The sequence below is a fragment of the Oxalobacter vibrioformis genome (assembly GCF_027118995.1).
Taxonomy (GTDB): Bacteria; Pseudomonadota; Gammaproteobacteria; order Burkholderiales; family Burkholderiaceae_D; genus Oxalobacter; species Oxalobacter vibrioformis.
Map to the genome: position 1 here is coordinate 2,448,157 of NZ_CP098242.1, position 19,999 is coordinate 2,468,155.

At 53.2% G+C, this 19,999-nt stretch carries 21 protein-coding genes and 1 pseudogene; 13 read left to right on the top strand and 9 right to left on the bottom strand.

The features are described from left to right. Positions 1 to 270 precede the first annotated feature (270 nt). From NB640_RS12120 to NB640_RS12130, 3 genes are read left to right on the top strand one after another with little or no spacing between them, the layout of a single operon-like run. Positions 271 to 576 carry a hypothetical protein gene (locus NB640_RS12120; RefSeq protein ID WP_269308955.1) on the top strand — a complete coding sequence of 102 codons (306 nt, stop codon included), beginning with the start codon at positions 271 to 273 and terminating at the stop codon, positions 574 to 576. Between the two features lie 17 nt (positions 577 to 593). After that, positions 594 to 1,013, top strand: coding sequence for a hypothetical protein (locus tag NB640_RS12125; RefSeq protein WP_269308956.1), 420 nt, complete (start codon positions 594 to 596; stop codon positions 1,011 to 1,013). Further along, complete coding sequence (locus NB640_RS12130) at positions 1,010 to 1,246, top strand: hypothetical protein (RefSeq protein WP_269308957.1); 237 nt, start codon at positions 1,010 to 1,012, stop codon at positions 1,244 to 1,246. Before NB640_RS12125 ends, NB640_RS12130 begins: the two co-directional genes overlap by 4 nt. Before the next feature lie 156 nt (positions 1,247 to 1,402). Here the strand turns inward: NB640_RS12130 and NB640_RS12135 are convergent, their stop codons facing one another. The 3 genes from NB640_RS12135 to NB640_RS12145 all read right to left on the bottom strand — a co-directional run bounded on the left by NB640_RS12135 (position 1,403) and on the right by NB640_RS12145 (position 3,643). Further along, a complete protein-coding gene (locus NB640_RS12135; protein WP_332880215.1) occupies positions 1,403 to 1,903 on the bottom strand; it encodes a contractile injection system tape measure protein in 501 nt (166 codons plus the stop codon). 22 nt (positions 1,904 to 1,925) lie between these two features. Then, positions 1,926 to 2,930 (bottom strand): hypothetical protein, encoded by a 1,005-nt coding sequence (locus NB640_RS12140; protein WP_269308958.1) that lies wholly within the window; start codon positions 2,928 to 2,930, stop codon positions 1,926 to 1,928. Between the two features lie 254 nt (positions 2,931 to 3,184). After that, positions 3,185 to 3,643, bottom strand: a complete 459-nt coding sequence (locus NB640_RS12145) for a hypothetical protein (RefSeq protein ID WP_269308959.1) — start codon at positions 3,641 to 3,643, stop codon at positions 3,185 to 3,187. A gap of 353 nt (positions 3,644 to 3,996) precedes the next feature. On the opposite strand from NB640_RS12145, the pseudogene NB640_RS12150 reads away from it, so the two are divergent. The 4 genes and pseudogenes from NB640_RS12150 to NB640_RS12165 form a co-directional block, all read left to right on the top strand. Further along, positions 3,997 to 4,422: pseudogene (locus NB640_RS12150) on the top strand (IS5 family transposase); the annotation flags it as partial. A 267-nt stretch (positions 4,423 to 4,689) separates the two neighbouring features. Further along, the gene (holB, locus tag NB640_RS12155) at positions 4,690 to 5,685 is read left to right on the top strand and encodes a DNA polymerase III subunit delta' (protein ID WP_269308960.1); all 996 of its coding nucleotides are present in this window, start codon (positions 4,690 to 4,692) and stop codon (positions 5,683 to 5,685) included. 84 nt (positions 5,686 to 5,769) lie between these two features. Next, positions 5,770 to 6,570 carry a TatD family hydrolase gene (locus tag NB640_RS12160; RefSeq protein ID WP_269308961.1) on the top strand — a complete coding sequence of 267 codons (801 nt, stop codon included), beginning with the start codon at positions 5,770 to 5,772 and terminating at the stop codon, positions 6,568 to 6,570. A 603-nt stretch (positions 6,571 to 7,173) separates the two neighbouring features. Further along, positions 7,174 to 7,872: an ankyrin repeat domain-containing protein gene (locus tag NB640_RS12165; RefSeq protein WP_269308962.1), complete on the top strand. Its 699-nt coding sequence runs from the start codon at positions 7,174 to 7,176 to the stop codon at positions 7,870 to 7,872. 125 nt (positions 7,873 to 7,997) lie between these two features. Here NB640_RS12165 and nadB read toward each other — a convergent pair whose 3' ends face one another. The 4 genes from nadB to recJ form a co-directional block, all read right to left on the bottom strand. Next, entirely contained in the window at positions 7,998 to 9,617 is a 1,620-nt protein-coding gene (gene nadB / locus NB640_RS12170; protein WP_269308963.1) for an L-aspartate oxidase, read from the bottom strand. Between the two features lie 226 nt (positions 9,618 to 9,843). Further along, positions 9,844 to 10,134: a DUF3861 domain-containing protein gene (locus NB640_RS12175; RefSeq protein ID WP_269308964.1), complete on the bottom strand. Its 291-nt coding sequence runs from the start codon at positions 10,132 to 10,134 to the stop codon at positions 9,844 to 9,846. A gap of 468 nt (positions 10,135 to 10,602) precedes the next feature. Then, positions 10,603 to 10,968, bottom strand: coding sequence for a hypothetical protein (locus tag NB640_RS12180; protein ID WP_269308965.1), 366 nt, complete (start codon positions 10,966 to 10,968; stop codon positions 10,603 to 10,605). A 10-nt stretch (positions 10,969 to 10,978) separates the two neighbouring features. Beyond that, the gene (recJ, locus tag NB640_RS12185; protein WP_269308966.1) at positions 10,979 to 12,673 is read right to left on the bottom strand and encodes a single-stranded-DNA-specific exonuclease RecJ; all 1,695 of its coding nucleotides are present in this window, start codon (positions 12,671 to 12,673) and stop codon (positions 10,979 to 10,981) included. Positions 12,674 to 12,848: 175 nt separating this feature from the next. On the opposite strand from recJ, the gene NB640_RS12190 reads away from it, so the two are divergent. The 6 genes from NB640_RS12190 (at position 12,849) to NB640_RS12215 (ending at position 18,662) form a co-directional block, all read left to right on the top strand. Further along, entirely contained in the window at positions 12,849 to 14,117 is a 1,269-nt protein-coding gene (locus NB640_RS12190) for a lipoprotein-releasing ABC transporter permease subunit (RefSeq protein WP_269308967.1), read from the top strand. Further along, a complete protein-coding gene (gene lolD, locus NB640_RS12195; protein ID WP_269308968.1) occupies positions 14,110 to 14,787 on the top strand; it encodes a lipoprotein-releasing ABC transporter ATP-binding protein LolD in 678 nt (225 codons plus the stop codon). The genes NB640_RS12190 and lolD overlap by 8 nt, the downstream gene beginning before the upstream one ends. Positions 14,788 to 14,876: 89 nt before the next feature. Beyond that, complete coding sequence (locus NB640_RS12200; protein WP_269308969.1) at positions 14,877 to 15,020, top strand: hypothetical protein; 144 nt, start codon at positions 14,877 to 14,879, stop codon at positions 15,018 to 15,020. Positions 15,021 to 15,132: 112 nt separating this feature from the next. Continuing rightward, complete coding sequence (locus NB640_RS12205; RefSeq protein WP_269308970.1) at positions 15,133 to 16,005, top strand: hypothetical protein; 873 nt, start codon at positions 15,133 to 15,135, stop codon at positions 16,003 to 16,005. Positions 16,006 to 16,226: 221 nt separating this feature from the next. Continuing rightward, positions 16,227 to 17,738 (top strand): hypothetical protein, encoded by a 1,512-nt coding sequence (locus NB640_RS12210; RefSeq protein WP_269308971.1) that lies wholly within the window; start codon positions 16,227 to 16,229, stop codon positions 17,736 to 17,738. A gap of 63 nt (positions 17,739 to 17,801) precedes the next feature. After that, positions 17,802 to 18,662 (top strand): tetratricopeptide repeat protein, encoded by an 861-nt coding sequence (locus NB640_RS12215; protein ID WP_269308972.1) that lies wholly within the window; start codon positions 17,802 to 17,804, stop codon positions 18,660 to 18,662. A 14-nt stretch (positions 18,663 to 18,676) separates the two neighbouring features. On the opposite strand, the gene NB640_RS12220 is transcribed toward NB640_RS12215, so the two are convergent. Together NB640_RS12220 and NB640_RS12225 are read right to left on the bottom strand one after the other, a co-directional pair. Beyond that, positions 18,677 to 19,576 (bottom strand): alpha/beta hydrolase, encoded by a 900-nt coding sequence (locus NB640_RS12220; RefSeq protein ID WP_269308973.1) that lies wholly within the window; start codon positions 19,574 to 19,576, stop codon positions 18,677 to 18,679. A gap of 68 nt (positions 19,577 to 19,644) precedes the next feature. Beyond that, entirely contained in the window at positions 19,645 to 19,932 is a 288-nt protein-coding gene (locus NB640_RS12225) for a hypothetical protein (RefSeq protein WP_269308974.1), read from the bottom strand. Positions 19,933 to 19,999 lie beyond the last annotated feature (67 nt).

The following is a 19,999-nucleotide window of genomic DNA, read 5'->3' on the forward strand; positions in this document are numbered from 1 at the left end:
AACGTTGTATTTACTACAACTTATTGATTTTCAAGTAATATTTAATAGCCATTTTAGGATAATCCATATTTGACTATTTCAAAAATGGCGGTTATAGTTTTATCGTGAAGTATTTTTCAGGGGTACTTCACAGAACACAGTTACTAATGTGTTTGTGTTCTCTGCTTACATCTTTGGCCCGTACTTCGGTACGGGCCTTTTTTTATCTTTTTCAGCGTTCAGCCAGCGCCAGGCCTGCTTCATGGCGTACAAGACTCCCGTATACTGGACATGCGCGATGAAAAAACACTGGCGGATTGCGGCCCGTATGGTGGTGATAGCGGCTGGAAGTGCCTTGAGGTGGCGTTACCGTCACTGCCGGATAAAAACGGCAGGTTGCGTTATACGCACACCCTTTACGCATACGTCAAAGAAGCGTACATTGAAAGGCGTTATATTCAGATCAAGCTTGACAGCAAAACCTTCAAGCCGGGCCTCTCTTCCCCGCTGCCACGGGGTACAATCATCTATGAGGCACCAGGTGACAGAAGGGCAGGTATGTCCCTGCCTTATTTCAGGGGCACTGCGATCGAATAGAAATACAGGAGAAAGATATGCTGGAAATCACCCGTTTTTCGCTTGAAAAGCATCGTGGGCCCTACGAGAAATGGCCGCTGAAAACCCGACTGGTTGCCGATGGCGCCATGCTCGACCTTACCATCGGTGGGTACACCCTCTTAAGGCAGTTTGAGACAGAAGCCGGCTATCTCCTGGTCACGGACTATGACTGCATGTATGAAGAAGTCATCAGCTTTACCCTCATCGACAAAGCCTGTACCCGCGTCCTTTCCCATCGGCAGATCGGTGCGCCTTACCAGACATACTGGCTGGGCGATGTCATCTGGAAAGATCCCTGGCGATTTGAGGCGACCATCGAAAACTCCGATGTAATTGCGAGCTTTACCATCCGCAAATTTCACATCCCCGGCTTTTACCCGCAGCTGGGCATGCTGCTTTCCGCGGACAATGCGTGACCGAAACGCCTTTTCGCTGGGATATCACCCGGGCCGGGCAGCTCGGCAGCCTCCTCGGAGAAGCACCGCGTCAACCTGTATCCACCGATGATGAAATGCGGCCATGCTGTGTGCGCATCATCGCTTTTGCCGGCAACAGCGATCTTGTTTTCGTCGGACGTTCGCCTGAGAGCTTCTTTGATCTTTTGAGTGGCATGCTGTTTGACACCACCTGGCAGGAGCTGCGTTATTAGGATCAGCCCTCATCAATTGCCTGCTGCAAAGCCGTTGTGTCCCCAATGGCAGCGTTGCATCGAAAAACGGGAGCTTGATGGTGGTCTGCACCGCCTGGCCCTTTGAGCCAAAACGGCTTTTCGCAAACGGAAAATTAATGAGACCTGACCCTGGTCTCAGCTGTACCACTCAACAGCGATCACTTCACTCCAGGGCGTCCTTGTTACCGCATATACCCAGGGAATCTGCCTCAAGAGGACATCCTGCGGTTCAGCTTGTACCGTGAGGCGATATGCCAGCCCCATCTCCAGCAGTCCACGGCGCTTCATGAAAGCATGTCGCAGATCATTTACCGTCATATTGCCCAGGGCCGTCCAGTGTGCCCGTATCGCCTCCACCACCAGGTCTGCCTGCTGCTTTTCCACCTCGCTCAAAAGCGGTGGCGGGGGGACAGGGCGACCGGGCGGCCATCCGCAGAGCAGGGCATTGAGGTTCAAATCCCCCGTTATGCCATTGTCACCCGTGACCATGTATTCCAGCAGGTAAATCGCCCTGGCGTGCGTTTCCTCATCAATAAAACGCATCACATCGAGATACCCGAGATGCCTGAAAAAATTGGTCAGAAAAGGCGCTGCCAGCACCAGTCCTGCATTGCCAATCGTTATTTGCCCAGTCATACGCGTCTTTCCCGTCGGAACATCAGGTATCCCCGCCGGGCTTGAACGGGTCGTCGTCTTTCTTGTCCCGGTTCTCCCCGATTTTTACCGATGTTACCGGGTTGCCCCCACTCGAAGGAAACGGCGTGCTGCCAGGCAGGCTTGTCGGCGTCGGCGCCTGTTCTGCCTTTTTCGCCTTGCGTCTCCTGAAAAGATAAATGATCCCGGCTGCAATGCCGCCAAAAATCAGGCCGGAAACAAGGCGCGACATGCCTGATTTTTTCTCGCCGGATGACGTGGAAGAAAGAGGGGATGAGGAAGAAGAAGCCGGAGCAGAAGCCGAACGGGTTTGCGTTATACCAGCGGCTGCACCCTGCTTGAAATCCATGCTGGCAACGGCCCGTAAGGCATCTGACTTGAAGCGGCTGATATCTTCCTCGGAGTGAATGGTGCGGTAGTGATTGATCGAGAGCACCTTGCTCTCGGCCAGAAGCGTCGTCGATACAAACGCCTGGTCAAAGTTGAAGCTTTTGCCGTTGATATTGGCGGATTGCGACATGACGGCCATGAAAGAAATGAGCGTATCGGTTGATTCCAGTATCCCCATCGGGCGCACATTGCCGATCTTCAGGGCACCCTCGGTGACCTCATCAAGCCGCTGGTTTGAGCGCTCCTTTACCGAAGTCGTCAGCTGGGTTTCCTGGATTTTCGTAATCTGGTCTTTCAGCTTTTCAAAATCAGCCAGGCCAACCAGGAAAGTATCTGACTTCACATGGGAAACGATGACAATATAGTCGTCCAGCATGTGGTTCTTCTTGCCATAATCCCGGTCAACCTCTTTTTCAATATAAACTTCATGGATGACCGTATTGGCTGGCAGCGCCTTTTTCAGGAAAGCCAGCGGCTCACTGTACTTGCTCTTTGAAGCAACCACATACCCGGCGGGTGTCTGGTAGGTGAGGCTTTTTCCGCCGACAGTGATCGTGTCAGCGTGTGAGGCAAGCGGTAGCACCATCAGCCATGCCAGTACCATCCAGAATCGTTTCATGGTCTTTCCCCTCATGTGCGGTTTACCTGCAAACCTCCGGCAGCTCACCCGCTAAGACCGGTGCCTTGTGTCACGACAACGGCAAAAAACCTTGTCATGACAGACATAAAAAGTTGATTAATTGCTGATTTTAGCGCTTATCACGAACGGTGCATAGCCATTCATCGCCGCCAGTGTGCCAATACGACAAAAAATTCACCGATATCCGGCATGAGATGGGGAAGGGCACATATGCCGGTAAGAGGCAGGCCACCTCAGGGATAGACGCGCCGATTGGTTGTCCTGTCCGGTGTATTCATCGGGTTGCTGCCCGTGCGGTTGACCTCGTTATAAAACGGGTCACGCTCACGCGGCTTTGTTTGCAGGTAGTCCGGCGTGCTTCTCCGGGAATTCAGGTCGCGGTAGGCCTCAGACGTGCCGCGGATACTGTCCGTTTTCATGGGATAACCCGTTACCGTTTTCGGCGGCGTGGCATACGGGTCCGGCTTGACATCCTTGTCCGGTGTCAGCGTCGGATCATGCTTCATCGACGATTCCACAGCCTCAGGCATGGCGGTCTTGCCTGTTGCGGGCTTTTTGTCGGGCGTTTTTTTGGGGGGAGGCGATGAGATTGGCGCAATCGGCCGTCCGTCCGGACCCACAGGAGACTCGAACAGCATACAGCCCGATACCAGAAAGAGTGCCGCTGGCAAAAGAAAAAACGTTTTCTTCATATCTCTTTCCTCCTTATAACATCATAGCAGCAAAAGCCGGTTTTGCCGGAAAAGCACAAAAGGGACATGAGACAGTGCAAAACCTGCGGGAAGCGCTGTACAGGACATAAAAAAAGCCCTGTCTCTCAACAGGGCGTGCAAACAGTGCGGATGACAGGTTTCATGCCGCCTGTTTCACTCGTTTCATTCCTCTTCTTCTCTTTTGGGAGAAAAGAGACTGAAACTCTCTGGAAAATCCTCATGCGCCTGCAAAAGACAGGAGCACTGCAAGTCAACATCACCTTCATGGATAGCAGCATCATACGAGCCCATCGCCATGCTGCGGGGGCTCGTAAAAAGGGGGCTGCCAGGCATTAGGCTATTTTAGGGGCGGCTTTGGGACAAAGCTGCACATCCTTGTTGATGAGAGGGGGCGTTTGCTGAAGCTGTGCCTGTCGTCGGGGCAGGCAAGTGATCACACCTATGCGCCTGTGCTGATCAAAAGCGCCATAAGCTGTAAAGCGAAAGCCGTTGTTGGAGACAAGGGATACGATAGCGCCTCTTTACGAGGCCAGATTCATCAAGCGGGCTTAAAAGCGCTCATCCCCTATCGCAGGAATGCCAGGGCACAAAAGCCTTTGAGCAAAAGACACGACAAACAACGTAATATTGTTGAGCGATTTATTGGCAGAATCAAGGAAAACCGCAGAGTCTCAACAAGGTATGACAAGAAAGCTTCACATTTCGCCAATTTCGTGCTTCTCGCTGCCATCAAATCATGGCTGAATGTTATTTGTTAGCAGAACCTGGACTGTATTTCTTCTTGCCCATAAAGTGAAACCCTTAAGCGTTGGCTGTCCAACTTTAGGGGGGCACTTCATTCCAAGGCGGCTTTTTTGTTTACTGGTGATTGGCACAAAGTCAGGTAAAATGACAGTCAACTGTCCGGGCACCCTTCATGGTCTCCGGTACTGGTCGATAAATGATATTTTCGCTGCAACCCATTGGATAATCCGCAAAACAACATACTGCCCTGGCATCTCCCTGTCTGGGAGCAATTGGATCGCATGCAGGCAAGCCTGCCCCATGCCATCCTGCTGCATGGCCCTGTCGGTACCGGCAAAAGCGCCTTTGCCGAAACGCTTGCCAAATCCCTGTTGTGCGAAAACCGGCACCCGGGTGGACATGCCTGCCATGCCTGTCTTTCCTGCGGCTGGTTTGACCAGTATGCACACCTGGATTATCGCCGTATCCTGCCTGCGGCACTTGAAGCCGAAAAGGGGGCGGCTGATGAGGGTGCAGAAGCGGCAGACGGTGAGGACGAAAAAACAGCCGGGCGTTCAGCCCGCGAGCCATCCAGACGGATCGGTATTGACCAGATCCGCCAGCTAGCCGATGTCATCAATCTTTCCACGCACCGTGGCGGCCTGCGTGTCATCTGCCTTTGGCCTGCAGAAGCCCTCACCACCGAATCGGCCAATGCGCTCCTGAAGATGCTCGAAGAGCCGCCGCCAGGCACCGTATTTATCCTGGTAACCAACAATATCAATGCCTTGCTCCCCACCATCCTGTCACGTTGCAGAAAGCTCGCCATGCCCATGCCCGACTTTGCGGCAGCCCTGGCCTGGCTTAAAGCAGAGGGTGTCGCTGATGCCGAAACCTGGCTGGCAGAGCAGGGCGGTGCGCCTGTTGCTGCCCTGGAAGAAGCGCAAAACGGCAACCGTGAGGAAATGGATGTCTTTCTGGCGGCGCTGGCGTCTCCCGGTGTGGACATGGCACTAAAGACTGCGGAAAAACTCCAGCGTTCATCCGCACGGAACATCATTGCCTGGCTGCAGCGCTGGCTGTACGATTTGCTGTCGCTGTCCATGAGTGGCCGCCAGCGCTATTTTCCCCGCTACCGGAAAACCCTCGAAACCCAGGCCGCCAGCGTAAGCACCGATGAATTGCTCCGCCTGATCAAAAAAACGGCTGAAAGAAACCGCATTGCCGAGCATCCGCTCGTCCTGCGCCTTTTGATTGAAGACATCCTTCTCGATTACAGCAGGCTGTTCACCCGATAGCATTCCGGCGCACTGACATGCACCCGCAGGCAGGATCAATTACAATGCTCTCCTGCACCTGTTTATAACCAGAGAGAGTAATCCATGTACGTTGATTCCCATTGCCATATCCATTTTCCCGCACTGGCCAAACGCCTCCCGGAAGTCCTGTCCAACATGAAGAAAAACAGCGTATCCCACGCGCTGGTCGTCTCCATCAGCTTGAATGACATCCCGGATGTGCTGAAACTTTGTGAGCAGCATGACAATCTGTATGCCGCAGTGGGGGTTCATCCCGGCAGGAAGGAAAACAAGCAGCCGGATGTCAAAACCCTGGTCGAGTATGCCAAGCATCCCAAGGTCGTTGCCATTGGTGAGACGGGGCTGGATTACCACCATGTCAAGGGAGACCGCGACTGGCAGTTCGAGCGTTTCCGCATCCAGATTCGCGCGTCAAGGGAATGCGGCAAGCCGCTTATCATTCATGCGCGTGAAGCGGCAGATGATGTGATCCGCGTGTTGAAGGAAGAGGGCGCAGGTACCGATGCTGGCGGCTATGGCGGCATCATGCACTGCTTCAATGAAACCATGCCCATTGCCAAGGCTGCCATGGAGATGGGGTTTTACATCTCCTTTTCCGGCGTTATCACCTATCCCAATGCCCGGGAACTCCAGCATGTGGCGCGCCTGATTCCGCTTAACCGTATCCTGATCGAGACCGATGCGCCTTATCTTTCGCCACAGTCCATCCGCGGCAAGCAGAATGAGCCGGCCTACGTGAGTGAAGTGGCCGCGCAGCTTGCGAAGATAAAAGGCGTACCGGTAGCGCGTATCGCCAGAGAAAGTGCGCAAAACTTTTTCCGTCTCTTTGGCCTGACGCATCTGCTTGAGGCGGAAAAGGCCTGATAACGTGCCGATTGACGCTTATTACAAAAGTGTACGAAAAAAAGATTTTCATGACGAATGGTTATAAAATTGACCTAAGTCAATGTTTGTAAAATGTTAATGCCGGGTGAAACTGCTGTATATGCGCGAATCCCGGCACTGACATTCAAAAAAAACAGGCGTACAATGGGCCAGCCGTATGCACCAAGCGGTGAATGTCTTGGAGAGAAGACTGGAAGTTGAAAGGTGCATTTTCAAACTACTAAGGATGTAACATCATGAATACAAGTAACATTATCGCTGGTGTCTTTGTTCTGGCAGCAGCCGTTTGCGTTGCAGTTCTCGTAATGTAATGCAATTATCCGACTAGCTTGACTAGCCAGGGAGGTTGTTTCTCGCAATCTCCCATAAAAACCTCCTCCTCCCGTCACTTTCCTTTTTCCCGGCTTTTCTTTCTCCTGTCACCCGATCCGATCCGATCCGGTGCGTTGATTACGTATTCCTTAAGGTATTCTGCCTTTTGGAAGGTGCAGTATTCGCTTTATCAGGGTACAATACGCACAGCACCCGGTTTTCCTGAAAAACAATAACAATTTCAATATATTATCAAAAGGTTAAGATTCGATGACTGCTGTGAATACCACCCGTTTTTTGAGACAGGCATGCTTCTTGTTTGCCCTCGTTTTTTCCGGTTTTTCTCTCATGTCACTGGCGCAGGCGGATGACCGCAGCGATTTTTTCAGGGCTGTTGAGATGGATCGTCCCGATCTGCTGGAAAACCTCCTGAAAAAAGGCGTTGACCCCAATCTCACCGAACCCTACAAAGGCAATACCGGCCTTATCGTTGCCATGCAGGAAGGCTCCATGGGTGTTTTCAATCTGCTGGTCAATACAAAAGGAATTGATCTGGACAAGCGCGCCACCAACGGCAATACCGCCATCATGCTGGCTGCCTGGAAAAACAATGCGCCCGCTGTAAAGACCCTCCTGGAAAAAGGCGCCAAGGTCAACCAGTCCGGCTGGACCGCGCTGCATTATGCTGCATCAGTCGGTAACAAAGAGATCGTGAAGATGCTGCTTGCCCAAAAAGCCGTAGTTGATTCGCCTGCACCCAACAAGACCACACCGCTCATGATGGCTGCCAGAAGCGGGCACACCGATACCGCCAAGCTCCTGCTGGATCACGGCGCAGACGTACGCCTGCGTAACGAGTGGGACATGAGTGCTGTCGATTTTGCCCGTGACGGCGACTTCACCAGCCTAGAAAAAGGCCTGCAAAGCCGCCTCGACAAGGCCGAAGCCATGGCCGCCATGAAAAACTGAACCACCATCTTTCCCGAAAAAGCCTGTCGATGAACTGCACCTCCAATTCGTCAGACTTTGTCCAACTTTTGGGGTGCAGTTCATCAATCGACAGGCTTTTTTGTTGGGTTGTATCGAAAGACGGATCAGTTCAGCAGCGGACGTTTCCTTTTTTGCGGCGTCAATATGCTGGGATAAGCTTTCGGATGCGTCTCCGGAAAGTCCTGGCTGTAATGCAGCCCCCGGCTTTCATTTCTTGACAGGGCGCTTTGAACGATCAGTGATGCCACTTCGACCAGGTTACGCAGCTCCAGCAGGTTGTTGGAGACAATGAAGTTGGCATAATACTCGTCGATTTCCTCTCTTAACAGCTTGATACGGCGTTGCGCACGTTCCAGCCGCTTGGTGGTGCGGACGATCCCGACATAATCCCACATGAAGCGGCGCAGTTCATCCCAGTTGTGCGAGATCACCACTTCCTCATTCGGGTTGGACACCTGGCTTTCATCCCATGCGGGAAGCGCCACAAGCGGCGTATCTTTTTGCTTGACGATATCCGCCGCGGCCATCCGCCCCAGCACCAGGCATTCCAGCAGGGAGTTGCTAGCCAGCCGGTTGGCGCCGTGCAGGCCGGTGCAGGCAGCTTCACCCACCGCATACAGCCCGTCCAGATCCGTTTTGCCCCTCATGTCGGTAATGATCCCGCCGCAGGTATAGTGTGCAGCAGGAACGACAGGGATTGGCTGACGGGTGATATCAATACCCAGTTCCAGACAGCGGGCATAAATCGTGGGGAAATGGCTTTTCAGAAACCCCGGACTCTGGTGCGTGATATCCAGGTTTACATGGTCCAGACCGCGTTTTTTCATCTCGAAGTCAATCGCCTTGGCCACAATATCGCGCGATGCCAGCTCACCGCGGGAATCATGCCACTCCATAAAGCGTTTTCCCGCGTCCGTTCCGGCTTCAGGCGGCAGCTTCAACTGGCCGCCTTCGCCGCGTACTGCTTCCGAAATCAGGAAAGACTTGGCCCAGGGGTGGTAAAGGCAGGTCGGATGAAACTGGATAAACTCCATATTACCCACCCGGCATCCGGCACGCCATGCCATGGCAATCCCGTCGCCACTGGCGGTATCCGGATTGGTGGTGTAAAGATAAACCTTGCCTGCGCCGCCGGTTGCCAGCACCGTGTGCCGGGCGGAAAAAGTACGGACTTCACCGGCTTTTTCATCCAGCACATACAGACCGTGGCAGCGAACCGGGTGGACATCACTGCCCAGCCTGTCGGAGGTGATCAGGTCCACGGCAGAATGATTTTCAAAGATGCTGATATGACTGCTGGCCCGGAGCTTCTCTTCCAGCGTGACCTGGACAGCGTGCCCGGTCGCATCAGCTGCATGGATAATACGTCTTTCACTGTGTCCGCCTTCCCGCGTCAGGTGAAAGCCGATGGCGGAACTTTCATCCCGTGAAAAGGGCACGCCCTGCCCAATCAGCCAGTCGATCGCTTCCGCGCCGTTTTCCACGATAAAGCGGGTGACGTTTTCTTCACAGAGCCCGGCGCCAGCCCGCATCGTATCGGCCACGTGCTGCTCGATGGAGTCCACCGGGTCCAGCACCGCAGCAATACCGCCCTGTGCGTAGTTGCTGGCGCTTTCATCCAGTGTGCGCTTGCATATCAGGGCAATCCGACAGGAAGCGGGAAGACGAAGGGCAACGGAAAGCCCGGCCAGTCCACTACCAACAATAACAACATCAAAATCCATGAGGCACCCGAATATCAGTGGAAGTCACCTAACTATATTCGATTCAGACGGCTTCGTCATGCGGTTTTACCAGAAAAAGGGCTCTTCTTTTGCCCTCAGGTGATTAATAGAGGAGCCACCTCTGGCAGCTCTTGAAAAAAATCAGGTGCCTCCACCTGAAAAATAGCCGCTTAATGTTGTTTATGGATGGTTTCCACGGCGCTTCAACAGAAAATCTTTTGCCTGATCAGGGAATGCCTTTCTTGAGTGTTTTCATGAAATCTACCATTTGCGGGTAAAAATCACTGAAAAGATCCATTTTCCGGTTGTTGAGCATCACTTCCGTAAAAAGCTTCAGCCCGACCCCGAAGGCCGTGGCATCTTCATCGTTAAAGTCATTCCTGCTTTTGATTTTTTCAATGATGAAGAGAATTTCATCATGGTTGCCCACCTCGAATTGCAGGGGAGGGGCAGTCACCGGCTGCCCCTCCTTGTCAGCCAGGTATTCAATCGTGACACGGTAACGGTGCTTTTTCATCAATATTTCCTCGCGGTTTATTTTTGCCTATTGCGTTCATAGTGGCGGACATAAGTGATCTCATGCGCTTTTTTCCCGTCAGGCGGCTTTTCCTGCAAGACTAGGGCGTGTTAACACTAAACAGCCTGCTGCAAAGCCGTTGTGTCCCAAATGGCGGTGTTGCCTCGAAAAATCTGAATTTGACGTAGGTCTACTACGCCTGCATCCAGATTTTCCGATGCGCCTTGCCCTTTGAAACAAAACGACTTTTCGCGAACAGCGGTCTAGTGTTAACACGCCCTAGCAGTTCTTCATGCGGCACATTTGCCGCCGGGTTTTCCGAATGCCAGTCACGGTAATACCAGGCCATGTGATAAATACGCGGTTGAGACGATACCGGAATCTGCACATATTTTCCCTCAGGCGTGCCATCCTTTTTCAGGGTAATTTCCTGCTTATCCTTCAGGATCAGGAGATGGTTTTCGCTATCTATTTCATAGTGGCCTGTCCGTGCTTTTGCTGCGCGTCCACCCCATCCCCATGCCTGGTTCCTTGCTGGAAGGCGCCGTCTTTTGCCAGCCTCAGAAAACCCAGATAGACATAGCCCGAAGCGCTCAGGTGCGCTTGCATGACGCCTTTGGCTTCCCGCCAGTCATTCATCCCGGTCAACCTGTCCCCGGCATCCGGCTCGACAATGCCTGCATAATCGGTCAGTCGTACATGCTGATCGGTGATTGAGGCGATCTCAAGGGGGGACCGGGCCTGCCCTGAAAGCGGCAGCAGCAGGAAACAACCAGCGATGCCGGCAGCCAGGGTCTTTGCCATCCGGCTGGTTTTTGTCATCATCATATCCATGAAGAAAAAATCATGCCGCTTCCCCGTATTCGACAATCAGTTGCACCGATGTCATGCCGTTGTATTCATTGCTTGCGATACGGAAGGCCAGGCGGGCATCACGGGGAAGCAGGGCGGTATGGTTAAAGTAAATGGCGGATAACGCCATCCCGTTTTTTTCCAGTTGAAGGGAGAGGTGACGCTCTTTCAATACCCGCTGGTTGACGATATGAAAGCGGTCGGAAAAAATCGGCGGCTCAAACCCCTGTCCCCATATGCGGGATTCCAGCTGGTGCACAAAGTCCAGTGTATAGCACGAATTATCCGGCGTTCCATCCGTTTCAATGACACGCTCCAGCTGTGTCTGGTTCAGGAATTCTTTTGCGATGGCCTCAAACGCTTCGCAGAAAACATCATAAGCGTCGCCCTGCATGGTCAGGCCTGCCGCCATGGCATGCCCGCCAAAACGGGAAATCATGCCGGGATGGCGTTTTGCCACCAGATCAATCGCATCACGCAGGTGAAAGCCCGGTATCGAGCGGCCCGATCCCCGGATATTGCCATCCTTGTCAGGTGCAAAAACAAATACCGGACGGTAATACTGGTCTTTCAGGCGGGAAGCCAGGATACCGATAACCCCCTGGTGCCAGTTGGCATCCAGCACACTGATCGAGGCGCTTTCATCCGGCTGGAAATTTTCCAGCATCGCCAGCGCTTCATCACGCATCCCACTCTCGATCTCGCGTCTTTCCTGGTTGATTTTATTCAGTGTCTGTGCGATTTCCCAGGCGCGGCCCTCATCATCCGTTACCAGGCATTCCACCCCCAGCGCCATGTCCGACAGACGTCCTGCCGCATTCAGCCGGGGTGCGACAGTGAACCCCAGGTCAAACGTGGTGGCCCTGCGCCATTCCCGCCCGGCGGCACGGAAAAGGGCAGCGATACCCGTATGCATATTGCCGGCAGCGATCCGTTTCAAGCCCTGGGCTACCAGAATACGGTTATTCCTGTCCAGCCGCACCACATCGGCTACCGTGCCCAGCGCCACCAGGTCGAGCAGGCTGTCCAGCCGGGGCTGGCTTTTGGCATCAAAAACCCCGCGCTTTCTGAGTTCGGCCCGAAGCGCCAGCATCACGTAAAAGATCACACCGACCCCGGCCAGGTTCCGGCTGTCAAACGTGCAGGCAGGGTGGTTCGGATTAACGATCACACAGTTCTCGGGCAGGCTGTCACCCGGCAGATGGTGGTCGGTGACCAGCACCTCCATGCCCTGGCTCACCGCGGCAAGCACCCCGTCAATACTGGCAATACCGTTATCCACCGTGACCAGCACCTGCGTTCCGTGCTTTTTACGGGCTTCATCGACAATAGCAGGGGTCAGGCCATACCCGTTGTCAAAACGGTTGGGCACTAAAAAGGAAACATCACCTCCCATCATCTTCAGGCCATGGATGGCAACCGCACAGGCCGTGGCACCATCACAGTCATAGTCCGCCACAATGCAGATTTTCTTTTTTGCGGCAATCGCATCGGCCAAAAGCACAGCGGCCCTTTCATTGTTCAAGAGCCCGGCAGGTGGAAGGAGGGCAGAGAGTTCGGTGGACAGCTCGCTGATATCGTTGATGCCCCGCGCGGCATAAATCCGTGCCAGCACGGGATGAAGTCCCTGCTGGGAGAGCATATCGGCCGTTCTGGAAGCGTACGGTCTGACCGTGATGGTTGTCATGCGGTTGATCTTTCAGGAAAAAAAGCCCGGATGGTGTTGTCAATGCAAAACCGTTCAGGATCAGGTGGCGCATGGCTTTATGTAAAAACGCAAAAATCATTGTAATTTGTGTAACTTGTCAGTGACGTTGCCCTCTATTCTATGGCAAACTGTGCCATCTCATCAGGAGTTTAATTTGAGCGTACTATCCCGATTGCCCTATGAATGGCTGGTTGGCCTGCGTTATATCCGCTCCGCACGCAAAAGCGGGCGCAACCGCTTCATCTCGTTTATCTCACTCATTTCCATGGCCGGCATCGCGCTGGGGGTGGCGGCGCTCATTGTGGTGATGTCAGTGATGAACGGCTTCCAGAAAGAAGTCCGTGACAAGATGCTGTCGGTGTTGCCGCATATCGAGATATACGATACTTATGGCTCGCTGCCTGACTGGCAGGGCACTGCCCTTGAGGTCATGAAAAACCCCGACGTGAAGGGCGCTGCCCCGTACATCATGGCGCAGGCCATGCTCACCCGCTCAGACCGCGTGCAGGGCGTGATCGTGCGCGGCATCGTGCCGTCAGAAGAAGTCAAGGTCTCCGATGTCGCCCGGCAAGTCAAGACAGGCAGCTTCGAGAGTCTTCAGCCCGGTACCTTCAATATCGTGATCGGTATCGGTCTTTCACGGCAGTTGCGGGCATTTGTGGGTGACAAAATCACGCTGATCGCGCCGCAGGGCCAGCTTACCCCGGCCGGCATGATCCCCCGCCTGAAACAGTTTACGATTTCCGGGGTGTTTGATGTCGGACACCACATGCTCGATACCAGCCAGGCCTTTATCAGCATGGAAGACGGCATGAAAATGTTCCAGCAGGAAGCCCCCAACGGGTTGCGCCTTCGCATCCGGGACATGTACCAGGCGCCGGTCGTTGCCTGGGAAATCTCCAAACAGCTTAACAACAGTGATCTCCTGGTTCGTGACTGGTCCCGAATGAACCGCAACTGGTTTGCCGCCGTCCAGATGGAAAAGCGCATGATGTTCATCATCCTGCTCCTGATTGTCGCCGTGGCGGCATTCAACCTCGTTTCCACGCTGGTGATGACCGTGACCGAAAAACAGGCGGATATTGCTATCATGCGCACCCTGGGCGCGTCGCCGCGCTCCATCATGAAAATCTTCATGATCCAGGGCGCCATTGCCGGCATACTCGGCACCCTGATCGGTGTGAGCGGAGGTATCCTCATTGCCGTCAATATCGACGTGATCGTGCCCTTTATCGAAAGCCTTTTCGGCTTTCATTTCCTGCCCAAGGATATCTACATGATCAGTACCCTGCCGTCAGACCTGCAACTGGGCGATGTGCTTTTCACCAGCGGCGCAGCCATTATCCTGGCCTTCCTTGCCACCCTTTACCCAAGCTGGAGCGCTTCCCGCGTCAATCCGGCGGAGGCGCTGCGCTATGAGTGATGCCGTATTATCCTGCCGTGATCTTGGCAAGACCTTCTCCCAGGGCCAGTATGTCGTGGAAGTCTTCAAAGGCGTCAATTTTGATGTATTCCCCGGCCAGCGCGTTGCCATCGTCGGCGCCTCCGGCTCCGGCAAATCCACGCTTTTGCACCTGCTGGGCGGGCTGGATACCCCGACAACCGGCACCGTCAGCCTTGAAGGGCGGGATTTTGCCAGCCTGTCCGAGACAGAACGCGGTACCGTACGCAACCAGTCCCTGGGTTTCGTTTACCAGTTCCACCATCTCCTGCCCGAGTTTTCCGCGCTGGACAATGTTGCCATGCCACTGATGATCCGGCGCATCAGCCGCGAAGACGCCCATAAAACGGCGAAAGATATCCTGGCCCGTGTGGGGCTGGAACACCGCGTGACCCACCGTCCAGGCGAGCTTTCCGGCGGCGAGAGGCAGCGGGTGGCCCTGGCCCGTGCGCTGGTGACACAGCCTGCCTGTGTCCTGGCCGATGAGCCCACCGGCAATCTGGACCGACCGACAGCGCATCAGATCTTCGATCTGATGCTGGAACTCTCCAAAACGACCGGCACGGCCTTTGTCATTGTGACGCACGACAGTGATCTGGCACAGCGTTGCGACCGCATCCTGCGCATGTCCGAAAACGGGCTGGAAGAATAGCCTCAACAGAGAAGGGGCTCTTCATGCAAATTCGCATTGTCAAATATAATGCATTGATAATAAATTGCATTAATTCATGTGGGACGCTTGTGAGCGATACGACCAGCTGGATTTCCGAAGCCATTCATACTCTCGGTCTGAGCGAAAACGACATCCATCTGCTGGAAGAAGAGGCCAATGCCCAGCTGTATGATGCGCTGGAAAATCACTTACAGCATCCCGACCAGACCTGACCCGCTTTTTATCAGCCGCAGCCCGCGAAGGGCAGGGGCACATCTCACTTGCCCGCCTGTGGGAAATCAAGCTGATGGACGTGGATGAAGCCCCCCCTGCAATCCGCTGCCCATGCAGGTGCATGACGAGCTGCTGGAAAGCGCTGATGATGCCGTCAATGATGCCTATGCTGACAGCTTTCCTGATGTGGTGTTCGGCTATGTCGTCCCTCACAACACCTTTTTTTCAGCATTCTGGGATATCCATATCCTCTCACTCTTTGATGATTACACCCGCCTGGCCCGCGAACTGTGCGAGATACTGAGTGTCCAGACCGGCCAGATACGCCCGGACGATTACCAGGTCCATCCGGACAGCTACGATTGGCTGGAAGAGGGCGATAGCGACACCATTACCGGGCCTGGCGGGGAAAAATGTCGCCATGACGTGCATGGCGGTTTTTTCCTTGGGTATCTGCAGACCTGTCCCGAACACGCCGGTATTCGCTCCTGGTTTGAGGAAAACAGTTTTCAGCGCATGACCAGCCTCTTTCCCTCTACGTCAGAAAAGGCTGGCTCACCCAGACACCGACCCACGAATACACGAAACCGTCTCTTGTCATTCTCCCTGCCAGGCCATAACATGACAGCTATGGAACACCACGTCATAGAAATCCGCAATCTATTGGCAGAGCTGGGCTGGCACATCAATCCGGTCGATCTTGTTTCGCTTGAGTGGTGGGCCGATGAAATGTGGGTACTGGAGTCCGTCTGGTCACCACAGGGAAAACAGGCCTGGCTCACTTTCCTTGTTGATCCGCTCATTGCCAACAGTGCCACACGGCAAAAGGGCGAATCAGTATGGGCCATCATGCTGACAACCCAAAAACCCTGGAACTGGCAGGACGACCACACCGGCTTCACGATGTCGCTGGGCCGCCAGCGGGAAAAAGCCATGAAACGGCTGGATGCCTGGCTGAAGGGTTACCGGAACACCGGTCAGTAAACCGAAAAGCTGCCAGAAAAAACCAAAGCCACCATATTCCGACATTCACAATTGAAAACGGCGGATATAGCTCTTCCTAAACCCCGCACCAGCCCTTACGCTCCGGCTGACGTGACAAACATTCGCGCAAACAGCAAAAACCCCTTGCCAGCGGGCATATATTGATATAGCGCGGCCATGTTGCCGCATTCCATTGATCAATAATTTTTTACGGAGAATGTATGTCACAAGATATAAGCTGGGGGCGGCCGGAATATGACATCTGGACCGATGACAGTCCTGCTGCCAAAGTCGTACGTGAAAAAATGCCGTATTTACTGACAGAAGATGAACGGGCAAAACGCCCGGTTACCCCTGTTGTGCCAGATACACCCGAATTGCCTGAACCCGATTTTTCGTATGAAGCACAAAAAGCCAGCGATAACATAGTCAACATGATCGGAAATGTCGCTACAGAACAGTTTCAACAGAAGCAGGAACAACAGCGGCTGGAAAGACGATTTCCCACTACCGTTCCCAAGGTGTCTACTGGAATGAAAAGCAGCATTGCCACATCATCTTCTGCTGCTTTAGCCCCCTCCCTGTCCGGGCAGGCTAAAGCACCGGATGTGACTGACATGATGAATACTCAGTTCAACATGAAAGTGCCGCAGGCACAGATGCAAAATCTGGTTGAGACTTCGGCGCTGACAACAGCAACACAACCGGCATTGAAAACAGCACAAGGTCAACCTGGTAATCTGGTCAGGCGGTCAGCCGAATCTGTCGCATCCGGCATACTAGGTGACGCGGATGCCTACAATCGCAGCCAGTTGCATACAGGCATGCAAAAGACAAATGAAACCCTACAGGAAACAGGGCAGAGCATCCTCAACAACCTGCCAACCATTACTTCCTCCGTCATGGCGGGTATGACAGACGATGGCGGAAATATGGCGAATGCATACGAGGATGCCCGGCAGGGAAAATACCGGGTGTCGCCTGTTGAAAATCTTGCCAAAATGGGAGGTGTTGCCTATGAGCAGTACGGCACGGCATCACGCAACAGCCTCAAACAGATACTTTCTGCCCATGCCGCCACACGCAGCAACACCTATGGCAAAAAAATGGATAATCCAGAAGTGTTGGAATACTGGAAACACGGCATGGACACCAAGGTACGCAACGCAAAAAATTCCCTGAGGCGTTTTGCCCTGACTGCCGACGGCTACATGAAAGCCACATTCGGGGATCGCTATATCTCCTACGAAAAAGACCTGCTGGTGTCATACAAACAGGATAAGGAACTGCTCGACAGCAACCGGTTGATCTCTCCCAGGGAGTTGTGGGAAGCCAGAAACAGCGATGAATTTGCCGACAAGCTCGAAAAATTCGGCTACCAGACGGTGATGGGCGGCAAGCTCGTTGATCTTGTTGGGCTCTTTGCCGGAAACCATGTCGCCCTGGGCGTGGAAAAGCTGTATCAGGTGTATGACGCCATTGCGCAGCTTTATACCAATTCGCTTCTCAAAAACGGGGGAGACCTGAACAAAGCCACCGTGCTTGGCAGCATGGTCGGCAAGTCGGTTGCCGAGTGGAACGACAATATCCGGCAGGTTGCCAATACCATGAGCCCGGTAACAGGCACGATGCTCCTCATCGTTAATGACACGATGAGCAATGAGGCAAAACAGATGCTGATTGATTATGTGGGTGGCCTGGATATGCCTGCGAAAAAAGAAAAGGAACTTTAATAAAACGACAAAAGGAATGGTACAGTTACCATTCCTTTTTATTTTTTTGGAAGAGTTGAATCCATGAAAAAAAGAGTATTCGCCTGCTTGATGATTTTTTTTATGGCTGGCTTCGCATTTGCTGATGATATCAGCGAGGGACTGAAGCATTATTTCAATAAAGATTTTGAGAGGGCATTGGTCTATTTCCAGAAACCGGAGGTTCAGGAAAACCCCAGAGTGCAGAATGCGCTTGGTTATATGTACAGTGAAGGTGCTGGCGTCAGACAAGATTATCAAAAGTCCCTTTACTGGTATAACCGCGCAGCAGATCAACAGTATCCCGGTGCGCAGTATAACCTTGGTCTTATGTATGAAGACGGGACGGGCATTCAGAAGGACCATACCAAAGCCATGGCATGGTATCAAAAAGCTGCTTCACATAATAATCCCAGAGCACAAGTAGCAATAGGCCTTTTATATAAAAACGGTCAGGGAGTCCGGCAGAATTACGAGCAAGCTTTCAAATGGTTTGAAAAAGCAGCAAAGCAGGACAATGCAGCAGGATTGATTCATCTCTCCGCGCTTTACTATACAGGACAAGGAACAAGTAAAGACCTAAGTAAATCGGCAGAACTTAATCGTCGGGCTGCCGAGCTAGGTAATGACATGGGACAGTTCAATCTCGCCCGTTCTTATGACCATGGATTTGGTGTTGAAAAGAGCGCCAGTGATGCACTTTACTGGTATACCAGGAGTGCTGAAAATGGCAATGCCAGAGCAATGGACCGCCTGACAGACGTTTATCGTTACGGCAAGCTGGGGCAGCCGGTGGATGAGAAAAAAGCCGATGAATGGGAAGCCAGGGCAAAAATCGCCTGGTCAACACGCGACGACAAACCGAGTACCGGAAAGCGATTCCTGCAAAGAATCCTCCAGGATTGATCCTATCTTTCCAGCTAATCCGCATTCACAAAAGCCGTCAGCGCGCGCTGATAGTTTTCCGAGGCGGAAATACTGTTATGCCGTGAGTCGGGAATCACCAGCAGGGTGGCAATCCCTTCCGGGAAAAGCGCGTAAAGCCGCTCGGTGCTTTCAGCCGGGATCACCTCATCATGGTCAGCCATCAGGATGAGGGTAGGGGCAGAAACTTCAGGCGCATAGCGCCAGGATTCATACTTGTCTTTCAGCAGCCAGCGCACCGGCACATAGGGAAAAGCGCGCCCGGCGACATATTCTATGCTGTCATAAGGCGTAATCAGCAAAACGCGCGAAGCCGGGCGTTTTGCTGCCAGGTGAACCGCAACACCCGCTCCCAGGCTTCGCCCGGCCACGACAATACGTCCGTGCCTTTTTGCCACCTCATCGTACAGCGCAAACGCATCATCCATAATGGCGTGCTCTGATGGCTTGCCCTCGCTGCCGCCGTAGCCGCGATAGTGCATCAGGTACAGGGCATGGTTCGGGAAGCGCTCGGCAAAGTCCGGCAGATTCATCGACACATCCTCAGCATTACCGCCAAAGTAAATGAGCGCATCCGGCCTGTCGTTTTCCAGCATCGTCACCATCACCTTCGCATCCGGGCGTTGCAGTACCATGAGCGGGGCATTTTCCAGCCGTCTGGGCTGCCCGAAATAAAGCAGCGAGCGCTGATAAAGATACAGATAAGTGCAAAACCCCGTATAAATCAGCAGGATAATGAAGAGAAATGACAGCAGCGAACGGTTAAACACGGCAGGGGCAGCAGACAGGTTGATCAGTAGCAGACCACAGGATACCGCACCTGCCGTCATGATCAAAGCCGGTGCTACGGCTGTTTTCCCCCGCATCGTCATCCCCTTGTTACTCGATTCAGGCATATGCCAGCCGCATTCTAGCGGCCATGATGCGTTATCCAGGCGCTGGTGGACACATTGTTTGATACGGGTTAATACAGGAAAAGGCTGCCCGTTGGCGCGTTTTCACCCTGTTCTTTTTCGAGTTGCCGGTATTTTTTTGAGAAAACCTCAATGTAAATCCGGAAACGGACAGAACTTGATTTGATGGATGGCTGGAAATGAAAAATACAGTCGGTATCATCGTTTATCCTTGCTATTTCATTGCGGCTTTTGCGATAAGTAAATCCGTAGGGCAAAAGCGTCTGGGCGATCCTTTCGCACACATAAACAAAGATTTCCCTGGGTTTTGTCTCCGGTGGAAAGACTTTTCCTGTCATTGACCTGCCTCCTGTTTTATTGCCGCCGTTTTTGCGGCTGGCGGGCGTACCCGCAGATTTTAGATGA

What these genes read in the sequence shown, in the direction of transcription:
- holB (WP_269308960.1), top strand. Translation starts at nt 4,690, where the DNA reads ATGCAGGCAAGCCTGCCCCATGCCATCCTGCTGCATGGCCCTGTCGGT.
- NB640_RS12220 (WP_269308973.1), bottom strand. Translation starts at nt 19,576, where the DNA reads ATGCCTGAATCGAGTAACAAGGGGATGACGATGCGGGGGAAAACAGCC.
- NB640_RS12145 (WP_269308959.1), bottom strand. Translation starts at nt 3,643, where the DNA reads ATGAAGAAAACGTTTTTTCTTTTGCCAGCGGCACTCTTTCTGGTATCG.
- recJ (WP_269308966.1), bottom strand. Translation starts at nt 12,673, where the DNA reads ATGACAACCATCACGGTCAGACCGTACGCTTCCAGAACGGCCGATATG.
- lolD (WP_269308968.1), top strand. Translation starts at nt 14,110, where the DNA reads ATGAGTGATGCCGTATTATCCTGCCGTGATCTTGGCAAGACCTTCTCC.
- NB640_RS12210 (WP_269308971.1), top strand. Translation starts at nt 16,227, where the DNA reads ATGTCACAAGATATAAGCTGGGGGCGGCCGGAATATGACATCTGGACC.
- NB640_RS12205 (WP_269308970.1), top strand. Translation starts at nt 15,133, where the DNA reads ATGCAGGTGCATGACGAGCTGCTGGAAAGCGCTGATGATGCCGTCAAT.
- NB640_RS12140 (WP_269308958.1), bottom strand. Translation starts at nt 2,930, where the DNA reads ATGAAACGATTCTGGATGGTACTGGCATGGCTGATGGTGCTACCGCTT.
- NB640_RS12180 (WP_269308965.1), bottom strand. Translation starts at nt 10,968, where the DNA reads ATGGATATGATGATGACAAAAACCAGCCGGATGGCAAAGACCCTGGCT.
- NB640_RS12225 (WP_269308974.1), bottom strand. Translation starts at nt 19,932, where the DNA reads ATGACAGGAAAAGTCTTTCCACCGGAGACAAAACCCAGGGAAATCTTT.
- NB640_RS12175 (WP_269308964.1), bottom strand. Translation starts at nt 10,134, where the DNA reads ATGAAAAAGCACCGTTACCGTGTCACGATTGAATACCTGGCTGACAAG.
- NB640_RS12135 (WP_332880215.1), bottom strand. Translation starts at nt 1,903, where the DNA reads ATGACTGGGCAAATAACGATTGGCAATGCAGGACTGGTGCTGGCAGCG.
- NB640_RS12120 (WP_269308955.1), top strand. Translation starts at nt 271, where the DNA reads ATGCGCGATGAAAAAACACTGGCGGATTGCGGCCCGTATGGTGGTGAT.
- NB640_RS12125 (WP_269308956.1), top strand. Translation starts at nt 594, where the DNA reads ATGCTGGAAATCACCCGTTTTTCGCTTGAAAAGCATCGTGGGCCCTAC.
- NB640_RS12160 (WP_269308961.1), top strand. Translation starts at nt 5,770, where the DNA reads ATGTACGTTGATTCCCATTGCCATATCCATTTTCCCGCACTGGCCAAA.
- NB640_RS12215 (WP_269308972.1), top strand. Translation starts at nt 17,802, where the DNA reads ATGAAAAAAAGAGTATTCGCCTGCTTGATGATTTTTTTTATGGCTGGC.
- NB640_RS12165 (WP_269308962.1), top strand. Translation starts at nt 7,174, where the DNA reads ATGACTGCTGTGAATACCACCCGTTTTTTGAGACAGGCATGCTTCTTG.
- nadB (WP_269308963.1), bottom strand. Translation starts at nt 9,617, where the DNA reads ATGGATTTTGATGTTGTTATTGTTGGTAGTGGACTGGCCGGGCTTTCC.